3 protein-coding genes are annotated in these 3122 nt (G+C 64.2%); all 3 read left to right on the forward strand.

Features of this window, described 5'->3' with window-relative positions:
- Nucleotides 1-137 precede the first annotated feature (137 nt).
- The 3 genes from hemN to ACO6VM_RS21545 all read left to right on the forward strand — a co-directional run bounded on the left by hemN (nt 138) and on the right by ACO6VM_RS21545 (nt 3046).
- Nucleotides 138-1520, forward strand: coding sequence for an oxygen-independent coproporphyrinogen III oxidase (hemN, locus tag ACO6VM_RS21535; protein WP_422403798.1), 1383 nt, complete (start codon nt 138-140; stop codon nt 1518-1520).
- A 188-nt stretch (nt 1521-1708) separates the two neighbouring features.
- Nucleotides 1709-2443 (forward strand): Crp/Fnr family transcriptional regulator FnrA, encoded by a 735-nt coding sequence (gene fnrA / locus ACO6VM_RS21540; protein ID WP_110991794.1) that lies wholly within the window; start codon nt 1709-1711, stop codon nt 2441-2443.
- Nucleotides 2444-2497: 54 nt separating this feature from the next.
- Nucleotides 2498-3046, forward strand: coding sequence for an adenine phosphoribosyltransferase (locus ACO6VM_RS21545; RefSeq protein WP_028692867.1), 549 nt, complete (start codon nt 2498-2500; stop codon nt 3044-3046).
- Nucleotides 3047-3122: the final 76 nt, after the last annotated feature.

Here is a 3122-nt window from a genome sequence, read left to right on the forward strand (position 1 = left end):
GCTCCCACGCCGTCTCCTCAGCTATGTGGGAGCGGGCTTGCCCCGCGATCGGCTGGCCTGCTTGATGCAAATCAACACCCTACACCCCATGCAGCCCTAGACTCCGGACACTGCTGCTCTATCCGGGGACTGCCCACATGCTCGACGACCTACGCTGGGACGCCGACCTGATCCGTCGTTACGATCTGGCCGGGCCACGCTACACCTCCTACCCTACCGCCATGCAACTGCATGGCGAAGTGGGCTCGTTCGACCTGCTCCACGCCCTGCGCGAGAGCCGTCGGGCCACGCGCCCGCTGTCGCTGTACGTGCACGTGCCGTTCTGCGCCAACATCTGCTACTACTGCGCATGCAACAAGGTCATCACCAAGGACCGCGGCCGCGCCGCGCCCTACCTGCAACGCCTGGAACAGGAAATCCAGCTGGTCGCCTGCCACCTGGACCCCAAGCAGCGCGTCGAGCAGCTGCACTTCGGCGGTGGCACCCCGACCTTCCTCAGCCATGTGGAACTGCGCCAGCTGATGGCGACCCTGCGCCAGCACTTCAACCTGCTGGACGATGACTCCGGTGACTACGGCATCGAGATCGACCCGCGCGAGGCCGACTGGTCGACCATGGGGCTGCTGCGCGAGCTGGGCTTCAACCGCGTCAGCCTCGGCGTGCAGGACCTCGACCCGGCGGTGCAGCGCGCGGTCAACCGCCTGCAGAGCCTGGAACAGACCCGTACCCTGATCGAAGCGGCGCGCACCCTGCAGTTCCGCTCGATCAACCTCGACCTGATCTACGGCCTGCCCAAGCAGACCCCGGAAGGGTTCGCCCGCACTGTCGAAGAAGTGATCCGCCTGCAACCCGATCGCCTGTCGGTGTTCAACTACGCCCACCTGCCCGAGCGTTTCATGCCGCAGCGGCGCATCGACAGCAACGATCTGCCGGCCCCCGCGGCCAAACTGGAGATGCTGCACGCCACCATCGACCAGCTGACCGCCGCCGGCTACCGCTACATCGGCATGGACCATTTCGCCCTGCCCGACGACGAACTGGCCATCGCCCAGGAAGAAGGCACCCTGCAGCGCAACTTCCAGGGTTACACCACCCATGGCCATTGCGACCTGATCGGCCTGGGGGTCTCGGCCATCAGCCAGATCGGCGACCTGTACTGCCAGAACAGCAGCGACCTCAACACCTACCAGGACACCCTGTCCACCGCCCAACTGGCCACCCAGCGCGGCCTGCTGTGCAACCAGGACGACCGCCTGCGGCGGGCAGTGATCCAGCAACTGATCTGCCATTTCGAGCTGGACTTCGAGCAGATCGAACGGCAATTCACCATCGACTTTCGCGGCTACTTCAACGAAATCTGGCCGCAACTGCACGCCATGCAGCGCGACGGCCTGATCAGCCTCGACAGCAATGGCATCCGCATCCTGCCAGCCGGGCGCCTGCTGGCGCGCTCGGTGTGCATGGTCTTCGACGCCTATCTCGCGCAACAGAATCGCCAGCGTTTCTCGCGGGTGATCTGAGGCCATTGAGGCGTTTAACCGCATGGACAGCACGCCTTGCCAGGCACACTATGGACAGTCGAAAGGTACCGGCGCCCACCCGCGTCGGGCCGCCGCCAGCGCGCACCAAAACAGCGCACGCTGGCCTACAGCCTATGCCGTGGGTTACCCTTACGGCTTATGTGTGCTTTCCCACAAGGATCGAAGAAATGTCCGAGCCAGTAAAACTGCGCCCACACAACCAGGCCCACTGCAAGGATTGCAGCCTGGCCCCCCTGTGCCTGCCCCTGTCCCTCAACCTCGAGGACATGGATGCACTGGATGAAATCGTCAAACGCGGCCGCCCACTGAAAAAAGGCGAATTCCTGTTCCGCCAAGGTGACAATTTCGGCTCGGTTTACGCAGTCCGCTCCGGCGCCCTCAAGACCTTCAGCCTCAGCGACGCTGGCGAAGAACAGATCACCGGCTTCCACCTGCCCAGCGAGCTGGTCGGCCTGTCCGGCATGGACACCGAAGCCTATCCGGTATCGGCCCAGGCCCAGGAAACCACCTCGGTGTGCGAGATCCCCTTCGAACGCCTGGATGAGCTTTCGGTACAACTGCCGCAACTGCGCCGCCAGCTGATGCGGGTGATGAGCCGTGAAATCCGCGACGACCAGCAGATGATGCTGCTGCTGTCGAAGAAGACCGCCGACGAGCGCATCGCCACCTTCCTGGTCAACCTGTCCGCGCGCTTCCGCGCCCGTGGCTACTCGGCCAACCAGTTCCGCCTGAGCATGTCGCGCAACGAGATCGGCAACTACCTGGGCCTGGCCGTGGAAACCGTCTCGCGGGTGTTCACCCGCTTCCAGCAGAACGGCCTGCTCAAGGCCGAGGGCAAGGAAGTGCATATCCTCGACCCGATCCAGCTGTGTGCGCTGGCCGGTGGTGCAATGGAGGCCTGACAAAGGCCGGATGCGGGTATACTGGCGCCTTGGTTTTTCCAGGATACCCGCACCATGCACAGCGACACTTTCGACCTCAAAGCCCTGATTCGCCCGGTAGTGGACTTCCCCAAACCGGGGGTCATCTTCCGCGATATCACCCCGTTGTTCCAATCGCCGCGTGGGCTGCGCTACGTCGCTGACCAGTTCATCGAGCGCTATGTCGAGGCCGAGTTCAGCCATATCGGTGCCATGGATGCGCGGGGCTTCCTGATCGGCTCGATCATCGCCCACCAGCTGAACAAGCCGCTGATCCTGTTCCGCAAGCAAGGCAAGCTGCCGGCCGACGTGCTGTCGGAGGGTTACCAGACCGAGTACGGCGAAGCCTTCCTGGAAGTGCATGCCGACAGCCTGTGCGAAGGGGATTCGGTGCTGATCTTCGATGACCTGATCGCCACCGGTGGCACCCTGCTGGCGGCAGCCAACCTGGTGCGCCGCACCGGGGCACAGGTGTTCGAGGCCGCAGCGATCATCGACTTGCCCGAGCTGGAAGGCTCGCGCCGGCTGCAGGCGGCCGGGGTGCCGACCTTCTGCCTGACCGAGTTCTCGCTCAGCGAATACTGAGTCAAGGTTCAGAACGATCGCGGGGGAGGCACGATCCCCCCCACCCACCTGGGGGCGGGTTTCCCCCCCCCCGCCC

The sequence above is a fragment of the Pseudomonas sp. GZD-209 genome, assembly GCF_049310485.1.
GTDB lineage: Bacteria > Pseudomonadota > Gammaproteobacteria > Pseudomonadales > Pseudomonadaceae > Aquipseudomonas > Aquipseudomonas sichuanensis.

Excerpts from the sequence above, each read along its gene's own strand:
- hemN (WP_422403798.1), top strand. The coding sequence starts at position 138 with ATGCTCGACGACCTACGCTGGGACGCCGACCTGATCCGTCGTTACGAT.
- ACO6VM_RS21545 (WP_028692867.1), top strand. The coding sequence starts at position 2,498 with ATGCACAGCGACACTTTCGACCTCAAAGCCCTGATTCGCCCGGTAGTG.
- fnrA (WP_110991794.1), top strand. The coding sequence starts at position 1,709 with ATGTCCGAGCCAGTAAAACTGCGCCCACACAACCAGGCCCACTGCAAG.